14 protein-coding genes are annotated in these 18711 nt (G+C 60.0%); 9 read left to right on the plus strand and 5 right to left on the minus strand.

Annotation, left to right across the window (positions count from 1 at the left end; translation table 11 throughout):
- The first annotated feature begins 145 nt into the window (after positions 1-145).
- The 4 genes from ACS4NR_RS01505 (at position 146) to ACS4NR_RS01520 (ending at position 3863) form a co-directional block, all read left to right on the plus strand.
- On the plus strand, positions 146-1432 hold the full coding sequence (locus ACS4NR_RS01505) for an MFS transporter (RefSeq protein WP_253150412.1): 1287 nt from the start codon (positions 146-148) through the stop codon (positions 1430-1432).
- Between the two features lie 63 nt (positions 1433-1495).
- Entirely contained in the window at positions 1496-2248 is a 753-nt protein-coding gene (locus ACS4NR_RS01510; protein ID WP_456018922.1) for a 5-oxoprolinase subunit PxpA, read from the plus strand.
- On the plus strand, positions 2245-2949 hold the full coding sequence (locus ACS4NR_RS01515) for a 5-oxoprolinase subunit B family protein (RefSeq protein WP_456018923.1): 705 nt from the start codon (positions 2245-2247) through the stop codon (positions 2947-2949). The genes ACS4NR_RS01510 and ACS4NR_RS01515 overlap by 4 nt, the downstream gene beginning before the upstream one ends.
- Positions 2946-3863, plus strand: a complete 918-nt coding sequence (locus ACS4NR_RS01520; protein WP_166497078.1) for a 5-oxoprolinase subunit C family protein — start codon at positions 2946-2948, stop codon at positions 3861-3863. The genes ACS4NR_RS01515 and ACS4NR_RS01520 overlap by 4 nt, the downstream gene beginning before the upstream one ends.
- Positions 3864-3951: 88 nt before the next feature.
- On the opposite strand, the gene ACS4NR_RS01525 is transcribed toward ACS4NR_RS01520, so the two are convergent.
- The 3 genes from ACS4NR_RS01525 to ACS4NR_RS01535 all read right to left on the minus strand — a co-directional run bounded on the left by ACS4NR_RS01525 (position 3952) and on the right by ACS4NR_RS01535 (position 7293).
- Positions 3952-5130, minus strand: coding sequence for a vWA domain-containing protein (locus ACS4NR_RS01525; RefSeq protein ID WP_027614532.1), 1179 nt, complete (start codon positions 5128-5130; stop codon positions 3952-3954).
- Positions 5131-5142: 12 nt separating this feature from the next.
- Positions 5143-5988, minus strand: coding sequence for an AAA family ATPase (locus ACS4NR_RS01530; protein WP_003222636.1), 846 nt, complete (start codon positions 5986-5988; stop codon positions 5143-5145).
- 228 nt (positions 5989-6216) lie between these two features.
- Entirely contained in the window at positions 6217-7293 is a 1077-nt protein-coding gene (locus ACS4NR_RS01535) for a DUF748 domain-containing protein (protein WP_166497076.1), read from the minus strand.
- Between the two features lie 127 nt (positions 7294-7420).
- On the opposite strand from ACS4NR_RS01535, the gene cysK reads away from it, so the two are divergent.
- Positions 7421-8395, plus strand: a complete 975-nt coding sequence (gene cysK / locus ACS4NR_RS01540) for a cysteine synthase A (protein WP_047598160.1) — start codon at positions 7421-7423, stop codon at positions 8393-8395.
- Positions 8396-8580: 185 nt separating this feature from the next.
- On the plus strand, positions 8581-9519 hold the full coding sequence (locus tag ACS4NR_RS01545; protein WP_456018924.1) for an aspartyl/asparaginyl beta-hydroxylase domain-containing protein: 939 nt from the start codon (positions 8581-8583) through the stop codon (positions 9517-9519).
- A gap of 261 nt (positions 9520-9780) precedes the next feature.
- Here the strand turns inward: ACS4NR_RS01545 and ACS4NR_RS01550 are convergent, their stop codons facing one another.
- Positions 9781-10305, minus strand: a complete 525-nt coding sequence (locus tag ACS4NR_RS01550) for a hypothetical protein (RefSeq protein ID WP_317258396.1) — start codon at positions 10303-10305, stop codon at positions 9781-9783.
- Positions 10306-10776: 471 nt separating this feature from the next.
- Here ACS4NR_RS01550 and ACS4NR_RS01555 point away from each other — a divergent pair, with 471 nt between their 5' ends.
- Positions 10777-11640, plus strand: coding sequence for a DMT family transporter (locus ACS4NR_RS01555; RefSeq protein WP_456018925.1), 864 nt, complete (start codon positions 10777-10779; stop codon positions 11638-11640).
- Positions 11641-11775: 135 nt separating this feature from the next.
- Here ACS4NR_RS01555 and ACS4NR_RS01560 read toward each other — a convergent pair whose 3' ends face one another.
- Entirely contained in the window at positions 11776-12669 is an 894-nt protein-coding gene (locus ACS4NR_RS01560) for a DMT family transporter (RefSeq protein WP_027614539.1), read from the minus strand.
- A gap of 219 nt (positions 12670-12888) precedes the next feature.
- On the opposite strand from ACS4NR_RS01560, the gene aceK reads away from it, so the two are divergent.
- Positions 12889-14610 (plus strand): bifunctional isocitrate dehydrogenase kinase/phosphatase, encoded by a 1722-nt coding sequence (gene aceK / locus ACS4NR_RS01565; protein ID WP_095138571.1) that lies wholly within the window; start codon positions 12889-12891, stop codon positions 14608-14610.
- A gap of 169 nt (positions 14611-14779) precedes the next feature.
- On the plus strand, positions 14780-18691 hold the full coding sequence (gene hrpA, locus ACS4NR_RS01570) for an ATP-dependent RNA helicase HrpA (protein WP_456018926.1): 3912 nt from the start codon (positions 14780-14782) through the stop codon (positions 18689-18691).
- The last annotated feature ends 20 nt before the right edge of the window (positions 18692-18711 follow it).

Here is an 18711-nt window from a genome sequence, read left to right on the forward strand (position 1 = left end):
GTGACAAATTTTTCTTATGCCTAAGGCGGGTTTTTATTCGTTGGACGCAGCAGGGCCGGGCGACGAAAAATCGGCGCATCCGGTTCCCACGATAGGCGTCGTCGGAACTTCGAACAAGACCAATAAAAGCCTGCGGAGACTTGCCATGCGTGCGCCCGACACCCTCGACCTCCCCAAGAGCACGGCCCGCCCGGGACCGTTCGACTGGTATCGCAACATCAATCAGCAAGAGCGTCGTACCTTCTGGAGCTGCAAGATCGGCTATGGCCTGGACGGCATGGACACGCAAATGCTCAGTTTCGTGGTGCCGACCCTGATCGCCATGTGGGGCATCACCACCGGGCAGGCCGGGCTGATTCACACCAGCACCCTGATCGCCTCGGCCATTGGTGGCTGGGTCGCGGGGATTCTCTCCGACCGCATCGGCCGCGTGCGTACCCTGCAACTGACGGTGCTGTGGTTCGCTTTTTTCACGTTTCTTTGTGGTTTCGCGCAGAACTACGAACAGCTGCTGATCGCCCGCACCCTGATGGGCTTCGGTTTCGGCGGCGAATGGACCGCCGGCGCGGTGTTGATCGGTGAAGTGATCCGCGCCAAGGATCGCGGCAAAGCGGTGGGCATGGTGCAATCCGGCTGGGCGCTGGGGTGGGGGCTGACGGCGATTCTGTATGCGCTGCTGTTCTCGATCATGCCGCCAGAAGACGCGTGGCGTGCGCTGTTCATTCTCGGCATCGTCCCGGCCATTTTCGTGATCTTCGTGCGGCGGCTGGTGAAAGACCCGGAGATCTATCGCGAAGCCAAGGCGGCGCAAACTCCGCAGAATCCGGCGAAGTTCTACGAGATCTTCGCCCCCGGCATGCTGTTCACCACGTTCCGTGCCTCCTTGCTGACCACTGGCGCGCTCGGCGGTTACTACGCGATCACCTCGTGGCTGCCGACCTTCCTCAAGAACGAGCGCGGTTTGAGCGTGCTCGGCACTGGCGGGTATCTGGCGATGGTGATTGTCGGTTCCTACGTCGGCTATGTGATCAGCGCTTATCTGACTGATCTGCTGGGACGCAAAAAGAACTTCATCCTGTTCGCGGTCGGCTCGTTCACCATCGTTCTGCTGTACACGCAGATGCCGGTGAGCAACGGGGTGATGCTGTGGCTGGGTTTTCCGCTGGGCTTCTTCGCTTCGGGGATTTTCAGCGGCATGGGCGCGTTTCTCACCGAGCTTTTTCCAACGCGGATTCGCGGTTCGGGGCAGGGCTTCTGCTACAACATCGGTCGGGCGCTGGCGGCTTTGTTTCCGCTGCTGATTGGTTTGCTGAGTCAGAAAGTCCCGTTGAGCGTGGGTATCGGTGCGTTCGCTGCGGTGTCCTACGGCGTGGTGATTCTCGCCGCATTGAGCCTGCCGGAGACCCGTGGCAAGCAACTGGATGCGCAGTAACTGATAACCTGCCGGGCAAGCGTCCTACAGATAAAAAGACCAGAAGCTACAGGAGTGTTCACCGTGAGCCGCCTGCTATTGAACTGTGACATCGGCGAGAGTTTCGGCAGCTGGACCATGGGTCTGGACGCCGAGGTCATGCCCTTCATCGACTGCGCCAACGTGGCCTGCGGCTTCCATGCCGGTGACCCGAGCATCATGCGCAAAACCGTCAGCCTGGCCCTGAGCCACGGCGTGCAGATCGGCGCGCACCCGGCCTATCAGGATCTGGTCGGTTTCGGCCGGCGTTCCATGGCCTATTCCGCGCAAGAGCTGCAAGACATCCTGCATTACCAGATCGGCGCGCTCGACGGCATCTGCAAGGCGCAGGGCGGGCGGGTCGGTTACATCAAACCTCACGGCGCGATGTACAACGACATGATGGCCAACCCGGCGCAATTGCGGGCGGTGATTGAGGCCGTTGCCGCCTACGATCGCAGCTTGCCATTGATGCTCATGGCCACGCGCGACAATTCGGCGGCGCAACAGCTCGGTGACGAATACGGCGTGACCCTGTGGTTCGAAGCCTTCGCCGACCGCGCCTACGACAGTGCAGGTCGACTGGTTTCGCGGCAACTGCCGGGCGCGGTGCATCACGAGCCAGAAAAAATCATCGAACAGGCGCTGACCATCGCCCGTGGCGGCGAGCTCGTTGCCTGCGACGGCAGCGCGCTGCACCTGCAGGCCAACACCTTGTGCGTGCATGGCGATAACGCCAGTTCGGTGGCCGCCGTGCAGCGCATTCGCGAGGCCCTGAATCAGCAGCGCGCGCCATGAACCCACGGATTGAAGTGGTGGCCCTGGACTGCCTGATGCTGCGCCTGTTCGATGAAATTGCCGAAACCAACATGCCGTGGATGCTCGCCGCCAGTGAGCGTTTGCGCACGGTGTTTGGCGCGCAGTTGATCGACTTGGTGCCGTCCTACACCACGTTGATGGTGCATTACGATCTGACCGCGCTGAGCCCGAGTCAGGCCCGTGAATTGATCGCTGAAGCCTTGATCGACCTGTCGCCGAATGCGCTCACCGGCGGCCAGTGCCATGTGTTGCCGGTCTGGTACGACCTGAGTGTCGGCCCCGAACTGAGCTTGCTGGCGCAGCGCAGCGGGTTGGCGGTGGAGGAAGTGATCCGCCGTCACAGCGCTCGCGAATATCAGGTGTTCGCCCTCGGCTTCGCCCCGGGATTCGCCTTCATGGGGCTGGTGGAGGAAATCCTTGCGGCGCCACGCCTGGACACCCCGCGCAAGAAAGTCGCGGCCGGCAGCGTCGGTATCGCCGAGCGGCAGACGGCGGCTTATCCGGTGGTGTCCCCCGGCGGCTGGAACCTGATCGGCCGCACCCCGGCGAAACTGTTCGACCGTCATCGCGACGGCTACAGCCTGATGCAACCCGGCGACACCGTGCGTTTCGAAGCGGTGAGCCACGCCGAGTTCATCAACCTGGGCGGCGATGACACGCCACTGGAGGCGCTGGCATGAGCCGACTGACGATTGAAGCGAGCACGCCGCTGTGCCTGTTGCAGGACGCCGGGCGCTTTGGCGTGCGCCATTTGGGCGTGACCCAGGGCGGTGCCGCGGACTGGTGTTCGATGAGTTGGGGCAATTGGTTGCTCGGCAATGCGTTGGATCTGCCGGTGATCGAAATCACTCTCGGCGGGTTTGCCGTGGTGGCCCAGGAGGATTGCTTGCTGGCACTGGCCGGGGCGGATCTTGGCGCGCAGATTGACGGGCAGGCGCTGGCGCCGTGGCGCAGTTTCAAGCTGGGCAAAGGCCAGACGTTGAAGTTCACCCAACCGCTGCTCGGCGCCCGGGCTTATCTGGCGGCGCCCGGTGGATTCGACGCGCCGCAGGTGCTGGGCAGCAGTGCCACGGTGGTGCGCGAGGAACTCGGTGGATTGGATGGTATGGGGTTACCGCTGAACAAGGGCGCGACATTGAGTTATTGCGGTGCGGCTCTGCAGGTGCGTGAAGTACCGCAGGCGCATCGACCTGATCTGCGCCTGAATACGCCGCTGGATCTGGTGCTCGGCGCACAGATCGGTCAGTTCAGCGGGCAGAGTCTGTTCGATGTGTTCAACAGTCCGTGGACGCTGGACAGTCGCGCCGACCGCATGGGGATTCGATTGCTGGGCAAGGCGTTGCAGTATCAAGGCCGGCCGATGATTTCCGAGGGTATTCCGCTGGGCGCGGTGCAGGTGCCGCCGGATGGACAGCCGATTGTGCTGCTCAATGATCGGCAGACCATTGGTGGCTATCCAAGGTTGGGAGCGTTGACGCCGTTGGCGCTGGCGCGACTGGCGCAGTGTCTGCCGGGGGCGCAGGTGCGGTTGAGGCCGGTGGTGCAGGAAGTGGCGCACCGCGAGCATGTCGAGTATTTGCGGCGTTTTGGTTGAAGATCAAAAGATCGCAGCGTGCCGCAGCTCCTACATGGAAATGCGAAATTTTCTGTAGGAGCTGCCGAAGGCTGCGATCTTTGGCTTTTTATTTGGACAAAAACCGCATCCCTTCTTCCAGCCCGCGCAGAGTCAACGGATACATCTGATCCTCGATCAAATCGCGCACGATATTGGTCGACGACGTGTATCCCCAAGTGTCCTTCGGATACGGATTGATCCAGATGAGCTTCTTGTACTTCTCCATGAAGCGCTGCATCCACAGGTAGCCCGGCTCTTCGTTCCAGTGCTCGACACTGCCGCCGGCCTGGGTGATTTCGTAGGGCGCCATGGCAGCGTCACCGATGAAGATCACTTTGTAGTCGGCGCCATACTTGTGCAGCAAATCCTGGGTCGAAAAACGCTCGGACGTGCGGCGCATGTTGTTCTTCCACACCGACTCATAAATGAAGTTGTGGAAGTAGAAGTACTCCAGATGCTTGAACTCGGTCTTGCACGCTGAGAACAGTTCCTCGCAGATCTTCACGTGCGCGTCCATCGAGCCGCCGATGTCGAACAGCAGCAACAGCTTCACCGTGTTGCGCCGCTCCGGGCGCATCTGAATGTTCAGCAGGCCGGCGTCCTTGGCGGTGTGGTCGATGGTGCCGTCGATGTCCAGCTCTTCAGCCGCACCCTGACGGGCAAATTTGCGCAGACGACGCAGGGCGACCTTGATGTTGCGCGTACCCAGCTCCACCGAATCGTCGAGGTTCTTGTACTCGCGCTGATCCCAGACCTTGACCGCTTTGCCCTGACGCTTGCCGGCATCGCCGACGCGGATGCCTTCCGGGTTGAAGCCGCCGGAGCCGAACGGGCTGGTGCCGCCAGTGCCGATCCATTTGTTGCCGCCGGCGTGGCGTTCCTTCTGTTCTTCCAGACGTTTCTTGAACTCTTCGATCAGCTTGTCGAGACCGCCGAGGGACTGGATCTGCGCGCGTTCCTCGTCGGTCAGCGAGCGCTCGAATTCCTTGCGCAACCAGTCTTCGGGAATCAGCGCCTGCAAGTGATCGTCGAGCTTTTCCAGGCCGTTGAAGTAGGCGCCAAACGCGCGGTCGAACTTGTCGAAATGCCGTTCGTCCTTGACTAGAATCGCCCGCGACAAGTAGTAGAACTCGTCCATGTCGGCGAAGGTCACGCGCTGCTTCAGCGCGTTGATCAGGTCGAGCAGCTCGCGCACCGACACCGGCACCTTGGCTGCACGCATTTCATTGAACAGGTTGAGCAACATGGCATCAGCCTCTTAGCGAGAACCGCGACGGCTCATGAACGCCAGGCGCTCAAGCAACTGCACATCCTGTTCGTTCTTCACCAGCGCTCCGGCCAATGGCGGAATGGCCTTGGTCGGATCGCGCTCGCGCAGCACCGCTTCGCCGATGTTGTCGGCCATCAGCAGCTTCAGCCAGTCGACCAGTTCCGAGGTCGACGGCTTCTTCTTCAGGCCCGGCACCTTGCGCACGTCGAAGAACACGTCCAGCGCTTCGCTGACCAGATCCTTCTTGATGTCCGGGTAGTGCACATCGACGATTTTCTGCAGGGTGCTGCGATCCGGGAAGGCGATGTAGTGGAAGAAGCAGCGGCGCAGGAAGGCGTCCGGCAGCTCTTTCTCGTTGTTGGAGGTAATGATGATGATCGGGCGCTTCTTGGCCTTGATGGTCTCGTCGATCTCGTAAACGTAGAACTCCATCTTGTCGAGTTCTTGCAGCAGGTCGTTAGGGAACTCGATGTCGGCCTTGTCGATTTCGTCGATCAGCAGAATCACCCGCTCTTCGGACTCGAAAGCCTCCCACAGCTTGCCCTTCTTCAGGTAGTTGCGCACATCGTGGACTTTCTCATTGCCCAGTTGCGAGTCGCGCAGACGGCTGACCGCGTCGTACTCGTACAGGCCCTGGTGGGCCTTGGTGGTGGACTTGATGTGCCAGGTGATCAGCTTGGCGCCGAACGATTCGGCCAGTTGCTCGGCGAGCATGGTCTTGCCGGTGCCCGGTTCGCCCTTGACCAGCAGCGGCCGCTCCAGGGTGATGGCGGCGTTGACCGCCAGCTTTAGGTCATCGGTGGCGACGTAGGCCTGGGTGCCTTCGAACTTCATCTGCTAATCCTCGAACGGTAACGCCGACCTGCACGGGCAGGGCGGGGGCGAAAAAATCGGATGCCCCGACTATAACGCGCAGCCCGGTCGACTGTGAACGCAGACGGCTTATTCAGTCTCTGAATGGGGCGTCACATGTTGACTCGGTTTCGGCCTGACGCCAGACAGCGCCCCTGGGGTGAGGGGATTCATCCCCGATAGCTGCGAAGCAGCTCGGATTTTCAAGAACTAGCCCGCATCCGGCTTAGGCCTTTCATACCGCGCATTGAAGGCCTGAATGAAGCCATTGCGCAGAATCTGCAAAAACGCTTCGAATGCGCTGATATTTTGCTGATGCACGTTGCCGCTGAGCTCGACCTTGGTGGCGAACTGGTTTTTGGCCTGGTTCTTCAGCACGGTTTCCGTGCCGCCGACGATGGCCTCCCAGACGGAGCGGAAGATGCTCTTGTCCTTGTTCTCCACGTCCTGCTGCCAGTTGAACACTTCGACGTCGCGCAACAGCGGTTTGATGTAGCCGCTGACCTGGGCTTTTTTCGCCTGGGATTCGATGACCACGTCGCCGTGGCCGGCGTTGAAATCGAACTTGCCGTAGGCCGAGGCGAAGTCGTTCATGCGCTTGAGCTCGATGTCGCGGGCGCGCAGGCGGAACTGGAAGTCCTCGAAGTTGCTCAGCGGGTCGAAGGTGGCAGTGGTTTCCAAGGGGGCATGTCCGAGCAGAAGCGCTTTGCCTTCGAAGCGGGCGTCGCGTTTGCCCTGTTTGTCGACCACGTTGGTCAGGTTGTAGATGCTCGCTTCGACGTTGGTGGCATTCATGTTGACCGGTGGCTTGGAGTTGAAATTGCGAAAAGTGATTTTGCCCTCGTGAATCTGCACCTCGTCGAGGGTGATCGGTAGCAATTTGCCCAGTTGTTCGCGCCAGTCGGTGCCTTGACCGGTTTGAGAGTTCTGCTTGTTGGCGCCACCATCGACGAAGTTGACTTCGGGTTTGACGAATTTGACCTGCGCGACAACGGCATGGTCGTACCACAGCGAATGCCAACTGACCGCCAGGTCGATCAGTGGCGCGTTGACGAAAGGCACCGGCACCTTGCCGTCGACCTTGACGATTTTCAGGCCGTTGATTTTGTAGGCGCCGCGCCACAAGGCCAGATCGACGTCGGTGATCTGGCCGCGGTAATCGCCCATGTCCGCCAGTTTGCCGTTCAGATAATCGCGCACCATGTAGGGCAGGGCGATGTGCAGGGCGATCAACAGCACAACGACGACGGTGAAGATCCCTAGTGGCCAACTGTAGCGACGCTTCATGACAACAATTCCCGAACGATGTAAGCGATTGACTGTGGCGCGGCGCAGACGTTCGACCCGACTGGACTGCGCCAGGCAACAGGCATACCTTGAAACGCTGAATTCAACGCTGCATAAGGACCCAGCCATGAGCCGTATTTTTGCTGACAACGCCCACTCCATCGGCAACACGCCGCTGGTGCAGATCAACCGCATCGCGCCGCGTGGCGTGACCATTCTGGCCAAGATCGAGGGGCGCAACCCCGGTTATTCGGTCAAGTGCCGGATCGGCGCGAACATGATCTGGGATGCCGAAAGTAGCGGCAAACTCAAGCCGGGCATGACCATCGTCGAGCCGACGTCGGGCAATACCGGCATCGGTCTGGCCTTCGTTGCCGCCGCCCGTGGTTACAAGTTGATGCTGACCATGCCGGCTTCGATGAGCATCGAGCGTCGCAAGGTCTTGAAAGCACTGGGCGCAGAGCTGGTCCTGACCGAACCGGCCAAGGGCATGAAAGGCGCAATCGAGAAAGCCGCCGAGATCGTTGCCAGCGACACCGACAAATACTTCATGCCGTCGCAGTTCGACAACCCGGCCAACCCGGCGATTCACGAAAAAACCACCGGCCCGGAAATCTGGAATGACACCGATGGCGCTGTCGATGTGCTGGTGGCCGGCGTCGGAACCGGCGGAACCATCACCGGCGTTTCGCGGTATATCAAGAATACCCAGGGCAAACCGATTCTGTCGGTGGCGGTGGAGCCGGTGTCTTCACCGGTCATCAGCCAGGCGTTGGCGGGTGAAGAGATCAAGCCGAGCCCGCACAAGATTCAGGGGATTGGCGCCGGTTTCGTGCCGAAGAACCTAGATTTGTCGATGGTCGACCGGGTGGAGCAGGTCACTGACGACGAATCCAAGGCCATGGCGCTGCGTCTGATGCAGGAAGAAGGGATCTTGTGCGGTATCTCCTGCGGCGCGGCCATGGCTGTGGCAGTGCGTCTGGCAGAGAAGCCGGAAATGCAGGGCAAGACCATCGTGGTGATTCTGCCGGACTCCGGCGAGCGCTATCTGTCGAGCATGTTGTTCAGTGATCTGTTCACCGAGCAGGAGAATCAGCAGTAGTCGAATTTGACTCAGATCAGCCGGGGTTCAGGATCGTTATGCTAATAAATGCTTTGTTGCGCAATCCTTAACACTGAATCTTGGGTTCAGCGGGTTTTTCCCGAGGCCGGTAGTGTTTATCATGGCCGGCTGCCATGCCGGGTAAAGGGCATTGCGCAGCGTTGTCTTTATTCAAGGAGTCGTTGATGAACTTTTCGTTAGCCGCCAAGGTGTCGGTGTTGCTGTTGTTTGCGGGCAGCATCCTCTATGTGCATTTGCGCGGCAAGGCGCGCCTGCCGGTTCTGCGTCAGTTCGTCAACCACTCGGCGCTGTTCGCCCCGTACAACGCGCTGATGTACCTGTTTTCCGGCGTTCCCTCCAAGCCGTATCTGGATCGCAGCAAGTTTCCGGAGCTGGATGTGCTGCGCGATAACTGGGAAACCATTCGCGACGAAGCCATGCACCTGTTCGACGAGGGCTACATCCGCGCCGCCGAGAAGAACAATGACGCCGGTTTCGGCTCGTTCTTCAAGAAGGGCTGGAAGCGTTTCTACCTCAAGTGGTACGACAAACCGCTGCCGTCGGCCGAAACCCTGTGCCCGAAAACCGTGGCGCTGGTCAATGCGATCCCTAACGTCAAAGGCGCGATGTTCGCCCTGTTGCCGGGTGGCAGCCACTTGAACCCGCATCGCGATCCTTTTGCCGGCTCGCTGCGCTATCACCTCGGCCTGTCGACGCCAAACTCCGACGATTGCCGGATCTTTGTTGATGGTCAGGTCTACGCCTGGCGCGACGGCGAAGACGTGATGTTCGACGAAACCTACGTGCACTGGGTCAAGAACGAAACCGACCAAACCCGCGTGATCCTGTTCTGCGATGTCGAACGTCCGCTGAGCAACCGTGTGATGACCCGCATCAACCGCGCCATCAGCGCCTGGCTGGGACGCGCCACCGCCCCGCAGAACCTTGATGACGAACGTGTCGGCGGTATCAATCAGGCCTACGCTTGGAGCAAGAACTTCAGCGACAGGTTCAGTGGCTTGGTCAAGCAGTGGAAACGCCGCAATCCCAAGGCCTACCGCATCCTGCGTCCGGTGCTTGCGGTGGTGGTGTTGACGTTGTTGGGGTATTGGCTGTTTGGTTGAGGCTGGATATTGAAATAAAAAAACCGCTCCTTGTGAGCGGTTTTTTTGTTTGCTTATAAGTCTAGAGTCGGCCAGCGGCGAGTACGTTCGGCTCTTCGCTTTCAGTGCCCGTTATCAGTAACTGCAGCAGACGCCTCTGACTCGCAGTGAGCGTTACCTCACCGGATTTTTTGCCGAGAGGAAGTATGTCTTTTCTGGAGGAAGGCTTTTTGGTTGATTTGCTCATTTCTCCACCAGTGTTGATCGTTAATTGAACAGTTTTCACGATACTAGGTTCTCCAGGGTTTTGACAAGGCGGCCACCAGCGTCGAAGCCGAAGCCAAGCTCTTGATAGTGGGAAATCGCGCCCTTCAAAGGTTCTTGAATCTCGAGAACCTTGCTGCCAATGAGTTGGGCGTATTGTTCAATCACAATCATCGCCAGTACCCCGATACGTCTTTTTAACGGATGGGATTCGTAGGGACGTCCCTCCAGACGCACAATTCGTATTCTGTTTTTGCTGGCATTTGGATTTGCGAAACACAGTCCGCAAAGTTCCTCTTCAAACCAGATAGCGATGTCCAGAGATAAGGGCTCTCGACCTTTCCACTCAATGACCTCATTCCAGCAAAAGTGCTGGTCTCTCCAGAGAGTTGATGCCTGTAGTGCTTGTTGGTCGATAGGTTCGAAACGTACTTTCGACAAATCGATGGCAGTCGGACCATGTTGTTCCAACTGAAGCTGTAGTTGAAGGGTAACGATAGCAGCCTGCTTCCTCGACTCTGACCGATACAACTGATACCGCAAACTCGTCCGTTCCCTTGGCATGTGATCTTGAGCATTCCCTGTCCCCCATCAATGGGCCTATCCGTTGTTCATCAGCCTATGCGCCTGCCATCGAGCTGTCCCTGCTGGCCCTTTGTCCAAATCATTGCAATCCATGTCCTACGCTGGTTATAGTCGGCGCTCGTGAATCAGCTGATTCACTCTTCAAACCCTTCAAAAAAGATCAGCCCCAATGCCTGCATCCCTCATCAACGCGGTAGTCGATTCAGCGGTCAACGCTGGCGTCGTGCCGTGCGGGAATCAGCAGCCTGGGCAGATCAGTCATTACCCTCCACCTGTCAGTAGCACGCCGGTGTGCGCCCTCGTATCACCGCCGGGCGTTGGCGTTTCGGGCTGATCGGCATTCTTTGCTGACCCCTGCGCCCGCCAGAAAAACCTACTGAATTTCAGCCTCGGCTGAATTGGCTATTTGCCTGACTACAGGTGGTATTCATGTTTGTCCTATCGAAAAAATCCGCGCTCGCGGCGACGTCCACGAGCCTGTTCGTTCTGCTGTGGAGCAGCGGGGCGATCTTCTCCAAATGGGGCCTGGCCCATGCATCGCCGTTTGCCTTTCTGCTGATTCGCTTTGTGATCGCGCTGTGCGGGCTGTTGCTGTTGACGCCGCTGCTCAAGTTGAAGCTGCCCAAAGGCGGTCGGCCGATGCTGTTTGCGATTGCTACGGGCGTGGTGTTGTTGGGGGCGTATCAGATTTTCTATCTGCTGGCGCTGAACACCAAAGTCACGCCGGGGGTGATGGCGACGATCATGGGCGTGCAGCCGATCCTCACGGTGGTATTGATGGAGCGGCAGCGTTCGGCGAGCCGGATGTTTGGTCTGGCGTTGGGGTTGGCCGGGTTGATCATGGTGGTTTACCAAGGCATTGGTTTGGCCGGGATGTCGTGGGCGGGGATGTTGTTTGGCTTGCTGGCGCTGGCGAGTATGACGCTGGGGTCGATCATGCAGAAACGCATCACCGACAATCCCCTCGGAACGTTGCCGGTGCAGTATCTGGCGGGCCTGTTGCTCTGCGGGATCTTTGTGCCGTTCCAGCCGTTTCACTTCGAACACAGCGCCGGTTTCATCGTGCCGGTGCTGTGGATGGGGCTGGTGGTGTCGGTGCTGGCGACGCTGTTGCTGTATCGCCTGATCGCCCGGGGCAATCTGGTGAATGTCACCAGCCTGTTCTATCTGGTGCCGGCGGTGACGGCGGTGATGGACTATCTGATTTTTGGCAATCGCCTGGCGGCGTTGAGCGTGCTGGGGATGCTGTTGATCATTGTCGGGCTAGTGTTTGTGTTCCGTAAAACTGCTTGAAAACCTTCGGGCTGACCCGGGCATTTTCAGTGTCTGGGCCGGCCTCTTCGCGAGCAAGCCCGCTCCCACAATTGGAATGCATTCCCCTGTGGGAGCGGGCTTGCTCGCGAAGACTGACTTATCAGCGCCGCAACATCAGCGGGCTGTTGCTACAGCCGGCTTCAACACCAGCCACAACGCCAACGCAATCAGCACCCCGCCATACAGGTGCGCCATCGACAACGGCTCATCCAGCAACAACGCGCCCCACAAGACGCCGAACGCCGGAATCATGAAGGTCACGGTCATCGATTTGACCGGGCCGATGGAGCTGAGCAGGCGGAAATAGATGATGTAGGCGAACGCGGTGCAACCCAGCCCCAGGCCCAGCAGCGACAGCCAGACATTCCATCCACCCCAGCTTGCCGGAGGCGCAGTGATCACGCTGTAGCCGAACAGCGGCAAGAGAAACAGCGAGGCGCCGAGCATACTGCCCACGGCCGAAAGTCGGCTGTCGAGCCCGCCACTGTGATCCAGCCAGCGTCGCGTGAGAAAACCGGCGAAACCGTAGCAAGTGGTGGCAAGCAGGCAGGCTAGGGCGCCCATCAGCAACTGCAGATCAAAGGCCACCGGTCCTGCACGCGTCAGCACACCGACACCGAACAAGCCGAGAAACACCCCGGTCAGTTTCGCGACAGTGAGTTTTTCACTGAAAAACAGCCCGCCAATCAATACGCCCATCAGCGGTGTGGTGGCGTTGAAGATCGCCGAATAACCCGCCGGCAACACTTGCGCTGCGACCGAGTACAGCGTGGCCGGAATCCCCGAGTTGATCACTCCCAGCAGCATCACGGTTTTCAGCTTGCCCTTGAAATCCCAGCTGATGCGCATCAGCCCGAGAATCACCAGCAGACCGACGGCAGCAATCGACACTCGAAAGAACGCGGTCGGAATAGTGCCGATCACCGGCGCAATAATGCGCATGAACAGGAAGCTCGCGCCCCAGATGGCTGCCAGCGACAGCATGCGGAAAATATCGACAGCGCTCACGATGGCACTCCTTCCTTGATCGGGACGAGAGTGTTGCCGAGCGTCCTGACGATGGCAACCGCTAATCGGGCATTTAATTCGCTGCAGAGGTCTGCCTGGCGAAAAATGCCATCGACGTGCGCTGGCGTTCCGGTTTTGGCAGAAATTGCACTTCACCTGCACCCGGTTCCGTGGCTAAGCTCAGGCACAGATTTCCACTTGCACGCCGAGGTCTCATCTATGCCGCAGCAATGGCCAGCCACCGACATCGCCCGCATGATCCTCGATGGCTTCGACGATTACCGCGAGCATTTCCGGCGGATCACCGACGGCGCGCGGGAACGCTTCGAGCAGGCGCGCTGGCAGGAAACGCAGACCGCGTCGGCGGCGCGGATCAATCTCTACGAGGAAAAGGTCGGCGAAACCATCGCCCGCCTGCGCGAGCATTTCGACGACGAGACGCTGATGAATGTCGGCAGTTGGCCGCTGGTGAAAAGTGCTTACATCAGTGTCATCGACCTGCGCTTCGACGATGAACTGTCCGAGACCTGGTACAACTCGATCTTCTGCGGGCTGTTCAGTCACGACCTGATCAGCGACGGCTGCATGTTCATCCACACCACCCGGCCGAGCCTGCGCCGCGCCCGGGCCGCGCAAACCCGCACCTACAAGCCGCAAGGGCAGTTGTCATCGATGCTCGCGAGCATCTTTGCCGACTACCGCTTCAGCGAGGATTACGCCGATTTGCCCGGCGACCTGCAGCGCCTCGAGTCGCAACTGCGCGAGAACCTGCCGGACTGGGTGTGCAAGGATCCGGAGCTGAGCGTCGAGCTGTTTTCCTCGGTGCTGTACCGCAACAAGGGCGCCTATCTGGTCGGGCGCATCTATACCCGCGACGAGCAGTGGCCGCTGGTGATTCCATTGCTGCATCGCGAAGGCCGCGGGATTCAGATCGACGCGCTGATCACCGACGAAGCCGATGTGTCGATCATCTTCTCTTTCACCCGTTCGTATTTCATGGTCGATGTGCCGGTGCCGGCGGAGTTCATCGGTTTCCTGCGGCGCATCCTGCCGGGCAAACACATCGCCGAGCTGTACACCTCGATCGGTTTCTACAAGCACGGCAAATCCGAGTTCTACCGGGCGCTGATCAATCATCTGGCCAACACCGACGACCAGTTCATCATGGCCCCCGGCGTGCGCGGCATGGTCATGAGCGTGTTCACCCTGCCGGGCTTCAACACCGTGTTCAAGATCATCAAGGATCGCTTCTCGCCGTCGAAAAACGTCGACCGGGCGACGGTGATCGAAAAGTATCGTCTGGTGAAAAGTGTCGACCGGGTCGGGCGCATGGCCGATACCCAGGAGTTCGCCGACTTCCGTTTTCCGCTGAGCAAGTTCGATCCGGCATGCCTGGAAGAACTGCTGGAAGTCGCGCCGTCTACGGTCTCGGTCGAAGGCGACACGGTGCTGATCCGCCACTGCTGGACCGAGCGCCGCATGACCCCGCTCAACCTCTATCTGGAAAACGCCAATGAAGCGCAGGTGCGCGAGGCGCTGGAAGATTACGGGCTGGCGATCAAGCAACTGGCAGCGGCCAACATCTTTCCCGGCGACATGCTGTTGAAGAACTTCGGCGTCACCCGTCACGGGCGCGTGGTGTTCTACGATTACGATGAAATCTGTTTCCTGACCGAAGCCAACTTCCGCCACATCCCCGCGCCGCGCACCCCCGAGGACGAAATGGCTTCCGAACCGTGGTATTCGATCGGGCCGCTGGATGTGTTCCCGGAAGAGTTTCCGCCGTTTCTGTTCGCCGATGCCGGGCAGCGCAAACTGTTCGATCAACTGCATGGCGAGCTGTACAACGCCGATTACTGGAAGGGCTTGCAGGAGGCGATTCGCGCCGGGAAAGTCATCGACGTATTCCCCTACCGCCGCAAAGGCCTCGATAACGAGTAACTCCCACTGTAGGAGCTGCCGAAGGCTGCGATCTTTTGATTTTGCTTTTAAAAAAACAACATCAAAAGATCGCAGCCTTCGGCAGCTCCTACAGGGGAAGCAGGTCAATCGAGGGCAAATCTGCGACAATCGGCCCCCTGCATAAACAGACGACCGAATTGCGTACCCGATGACCGACGAATCGCCCTCCATCGACAAACTGCTGAAAAACCTCGATCACGCCATGCTCGCCGACCGCCACCGGCTACGGCGGCAGTTGCTTGAGCTGCGCAAGAAACCTGACGAGGCCAAACTGGCCCAGTGGGTGGCGCGCATGCAGGCGTCCTGTGATCAGGTGCTGGCGCGCCGTGCCAGCCTGCCGGTGATTCGTTACGACGACAGCTTGCCGATCGCCGCCAAACGCGACGAAATCAAGGCAGCGCTGGAGAAGCATCAGGTGCTGATCATTGCCGGCGAAACCGGTTCGGGTAAAACCACCCAGTTGCCGAAAATATGTCTGGAAATCGGTCGCGGCCAGCATGGCTTGATCGGCCACACCCAGCCACGCCGAATCGCTGCGCGCAGTGTCGCCAGCCGGGTGGCCGAAGAACTCGGCACACCGCTCGGTTCGCTGGTCGGCTATCAGGTGCGCTTCGAAGATCAAAGCGATGCCAACACCCTGATCAAACTGATGACCGACGGCATCCTGCTGGCGGAAACCCAGAACGACCGCTACCTCGAACGCTACGACACGATCATCGTCGACGAGGCCCACGAGCGCAGCCTGAACATCGACTTCCTGCTCGGTTACCTGAAAACCCTGCTGCCGCGTCGCCCGGATCTGAAGGTCATCATTACCTCGGCGACCATCGATCTGGAGCGTTTCTCCAGGCATTTCGATGATGCGCCGATTGTTGAAGTCTCCGGTCGTACCTTCCCGGTGGACACCTGGTATCGCCCGCTGACCCTGGAGCAGGACGAAGAGGGCAACCGTGTCGAGGACGACCTGACCGTGGATCAGGCAATCCTCGCCACCCTCGACGAAATTGCTGCCTACGAGCGCAGCGAACGCCGCAGCCCCGGCGATGTGCTGGTGTTCCTGCCCGGCGAGCGCGAGATTCGCGACGCTGCCGACATGCTGCGCAAGGCCCAACTCAAACACACCGAAATCCTGCCGCTGTACGCACGCCTGTCGCCGGCCGAGCAGCAGCGGATTTTCCAGTCGCACCCGGGGCGGCGCGTGGTGCTGGCGACCAACGTTGCCGAGACCTCGCTGACCGTGCCGGGCATCCGTTACGTGATCGACAGCGGCACCGCGCGTATCAGTCGCTACAGCTATCGCGCCAAGGTTCAGCGCCTGCCGATCGAAGCGATTTCCCAGGCCAGCGCCAACCAGCGTAAAGGTCGCTGCGGCCGGGTCGAACCGGGGATCTGTGTGCGCCTGTACAGCGAAGAGGATTTCCTCGGTCGCCCGGAATTCACCGATCCGGAGATTCTGCGTACCAACCTTGCCGCTGTTATCTTGCAGATGTTGCATCTGCGCCTCGGCGAAATCACTGCGTTCCCGTTTATCGAACCGCCGGACGGCAAGGCGATCAGCGACGGTTTCAACCTGCTGCAAGAACTCTCGGCGGTGGATCGCAACAGTCAGCTGACCCCGCTCGGCCGTCAGCTGGCGCGCCTGCCGGTAGACCCGCGCATGGGCCGCATGCTGCTCGAAGCGGCAAAACTCGGCAGCTTGCAGGAAGTACTGATCGTCGCCAGCGCCATGTCGATTCAAGACCCGCGCGAGCGTCCGCCGGAGCGTCAGCAAGCAGCCGATCAGGCCCACGCACAATGGAAAGACAGCGATTCGGACTTCGCCGGGCTGGTCAATCTGTGGCGTGGTTTTGAAGAGCAACGCCAGGCACTGACCGCCAGCCCGCTGCGCAACTGGTGTCGGAAGAATTTCCTCAATTATCTGCGCCTGCGCGAGTGGCGTGACTCTCATCGCCAGTTGAGCCTGATCTGCCGCGACATGCAGTTGAGCCTGAATAAAGAGCCGGCGGATTATCCGAAACTGCACAAAGCGGTGCTGGTCGGTCTGCTCAGCCAGATCGGCCAGAAAACCGAAGACGGCGATTACCTCGGCGCCCGTCAGCGGCGGTTCTGGATTCATCCGTCGTCGGGCATCGGCAAGAAACGTCCGCAGTGGCTGATGACCGCCGAACTGGTGGAAACCACCAAGCTCTACGCGCGCATGGTCGCCAAGATCGATGCCGACTGGATCGAGCCGCTGGCCGGGCACCTGATCAAGAAAAACCATTTCGAACCGCACTGGGAGAAGAAGCGCGGCCAGGTCGTGGCCTACGAGCAGATCACTCTGTTCGGGCTGATCGTGGTCGGTCGCCGCCCGGTGCATTACGGCCCGGTGGATCCGGTGGTCTCGCGGGAGCTGTTTATCCGCGAAGGCCTGGTACGTGGCGAGATTCAGTCGAAAGCCAAGTGCCTGACCGCCAACAAGCAGTTGCTCGAACAGCTCGACGAGCTGGAAGCCAAGGCTCGTCGCCGCGACATTCTCGCTGACGAAGAAACCCTGTACGCGTTCTACGATGCGCGCTTGCCGGCGGAGATTCACCAGACCGCGACGTTCGACAGCTGGTATCGGGTCAACAGTCAGAAAGACCCGCAATTGCTGATCATGCGCGAAGAGGACGTACTGGCCCGTGAGGCCAGTGAAGTCACCGCGCGCGACTACCCGGACACGCTGCACATCGGCGATCTGGAACTGGCGCTCAGCTACCACTTCGAACCCAATCACCCGCGCGACGGCGTGACCCTGCGCGTGCCGGCACCGCTGCTGCCGATGCTGCCGCCGGAGCGCCTGGAATGGCTGGTGCCGGGGCTGATCGAGGCCAAGTGCATTGCGCTGGTGCGCAATCTGCCGAAAGCCTTGCGCAAGAACTTCGTGCCGGTGCCGGACTTCATCAAGGCGGCGTTGCAGCGCATGACCTTCGCCGAGGGCTCGTTGCCGCAGGCGTTGGGTCGCGAACTGCTGCGCATGACCGGTGCCCGGGTCAGCGATGAGGCTTGGGCGGAAGCGGCGCAGCAGGTCGAAAGCCATCTGCGGATGAACCTGGAAATCGTCGACGGCCAGGGTAAGTTCCTCGGTGAGGGCCGCGATCTGGCCGAGCTGACCGCGCGTTTTGCCGAAGCCAGCCAAGCGGCATTGGCCGTACCGCAGAGTGCAAAAAGTCAGCAACCGGTGGAGGCCAAGGTCTTCGCCCCGGTGGCGGAAAAGACCCAGCAGAAGATTGCCGGGCTGTCGATGACGGTCTATCCGGCGTTGGTGGAAGAGGGCGGCACGGTCAAGGAAGGGCGGTTTTCGACTCCGGCCGAAGCCGAGTTCCAGCATCGCCGCGCCTTGCAGCGGCTGCTGATGCAGCAATTGGCCGAGCCGGCGAAATTCCTGCGCGGCAAACTGCCGGGCATCACCGAGTTGGGCCTGCTCTATCGCGAGCTGGGCCGAGTGGATGCGCTGGTCGAAGACATTCTGCTGGCCAGTCTCGACACCTGCATTCTCGAAGGCGAAGACCCGCTGCCGCGTGACGGCGCCGGGCTGGCGGCATTGGCCGAGCGCAAACGCGGCAACTGGACCGAACACGCCGAGCGCGTGGCGCGGCTGACGCTGGAAATTCTCAAGCTGTGGCACGGTCTGCAAAAACGCTTCAAGGGCAAGATCGATCTGGCTCAGGCAGTGGCGCTTAACGACATCAAGCAGCAAATCAGCAATCTGGTGTATCCGGGTTTCGTCCGGGAAACGCCGATGCAATGGCTCAAGGAGTTGCCGCGCTACCTGAAAGCGGTCGAGCAGCGTTTCGAGAAGCTTGGCGCGCAAGTGCAGAAGGACCGGGTCTGGAGCGGTGAACTGGCCGGCCTCTGGGCGCAATATCAGACCCGCGCCGCCAAACATGCCCAGGAAGGCAAACGCGATCCGCAGCTGGAGCTGTACCGCTGGTGGCTGGAGGAATACCGGGTGTCGCTGTTCGCCCAGCAGTTGGGCACCAAAGTGCCGATCTCGGACAAGCGGCTGAGCAAGCAGTGGAGTCAGGTCGAGGCCTGATCCCAAACCTTGCTCGATCA

The sequence above is a fragment of the Pseudomonas sp. JQ36 genome, assembly GCF_053851495.1.

Excerpts from the sequence above, each read along its gene's own strand:
- ACS4NR_RS01545 (WP_456018924.1), top strand. The coding sequence starts at position 8,581 with ATGAACTTTTCGTTAGCCGCCAAGGTGTCGGTGTTGCTGTTGTTTGCG.
- hrpA (WP_456018926.1), top strand. The coding sequence starts at position 14,780 with ATGACCGACGAATCGCCCTCCATCGACAAACTGCTGAAAAACCTCGAT.
- ACS4NR_RS01535 (WP_166497076.1), bottom strand. The coding sequence starts at position 7,293 with ATGAAGCGTCGCTACAGTTGGCCACTAGGGATCTTCACCGTCGTCGTT.
- aceK (WP_095138571.1), top strand. The coding sequence starts at position 12,889 with ATGCCGCAGCAATGGCCAGCCACCGACATCGCCCGCATGATCCTCGAT.
- ACS4NR_RS01515 (WP_456018923.1), top strand. The coding sequence starts at position 2,245 with ATGAACCCACGGATTGAAGTGGTGGCCCTGGACTGCCTGATGCTGCGC.
- ACS4NR_RS01555 (WP_456018925.1), top strand. The coding sequence starts at position 10,777 with ATGTTTGTCCTATCGAAAAAATCCGCGCTCGCGGCGACGTCCACGAGC.
- ACS4NR_RS01505 (WP_253150412.1), top strand. The coding sequence starts at position 146 with ATGCGTGCGCCCGACACCCTCGACCTCCCCAAGAGCACGGCCCGCCCG.
- cysK (WP_047598160.1), top strand. The coding sequence starts at position 7,421 with ATGAGCCGTATTTTTGCTGACAACGCCCACTCCATCGGCAACACGCCG.
- ACS4NR_RS01530 (WP_003222636.1), bottom strand. The coding sequence starts at position 5,988 with ATGAAGTTCGAAGGCACCCAGGCCTACGTCGCCACCGATGACCTAAAG.
- ACS4NR_RS01525 (WP_027614532.1), bottom strand. The coding sequence starts at position 5,130 with ATGTTGCTCAACCTGTTCAATGAAATGCGTGCAGCCAAGGTGCCGGTG.
- ACS4NR_RS01520 (WP_166497078.1), top strand. The coding sequence starts at position 2,946 with ATGAGCCGACTGACGATTGAAGCGAGCACGCCGCTGTGCCTGTTGCAG.